This window comes from Streptomyces sp. DH12, from assembly GCF_020873895.1.
Taxonomy (GTDB): Bacteria; Actinomycetota; Actinomycetes; order Streptomycetales; family Streptomycetaceae; genus Streptomyces.
Window position 1 is genome coordinate 1 of the sequence record NZ_JAHWGT010000475.1, and the last position, 597, is coordinate 597.

The 597-nt window shown below is 73.2% G+C and carries 1 protein-coding gene and 1 pseudogene; both read left to right on the forward strand.

Annotated features, from left to right (window positions below; all coding sequences use genetic code 11):
* Positions 1–245 (forward strand): annotated as a pseudogene (locus LPA54_RS35250) (hypothetical protein); the annotation flags it as partial.
* Between the two features lie 9 nt (positions 246–254).
* The coding region (locus LPA54_RS35255) for an HAD family hydrolase (protein ID WP_368857890.1) at positions 255–597 on the forward strand (343 nt) is incomplete at its 3' end.

A 597-nucleotide genomic window follows, 5' to 3' on the forward strand; every position in this document is an offset into this window, starting at 1 on the left:
GCCCGGACCCGGCCGTGCTGGGCGAGGTGCGCCTCGCCGGACCCGTACGGCTGGCGAGGGCGGCCGCGGTGCACGTGGACGCGGAGGACGCCGAGGAGGACGTGGCGGCCGCCGCACGGGCGCTGGACGCGGCGGACGACGGCGACGACGACGCGCAGTTCGCCGTGGACGGCGCCGAGGACCACGAGCTGCTGTGGTTCGCGACGCAGGAGATCCCGCAGCTCGTCGCCCGACGGCCCGGGTAGGTTTTCCGCATGGGGACGCACACGGACGCGCACATCGTCTGGGACTGGAACGGCACGCTGTTCCACGACGTCGACGCGGTCATCGGGGCGACGAACGCGGCCTTCGCCGAGCTGGGCCTCGCGCCCATCACGCTGGAGCGGTACCGGGAGCTGTACTGCGTACCGGTGCCGCGGTTCTACGAGCGGCTGATGGGCCGGCTGCCCAGCCAGGCCGAGTGGGAGGTGATGGACGCCGTCTTCCACCGCCACTACACCTTGCACCGGGTGCGCTGCGGGCTGGCCGACGGCGTGGAGGACCTGCTGAAGGGGTGGGTGGCGGCGGGCCGCAGCCAGTCGATCCTCAGCATGTACG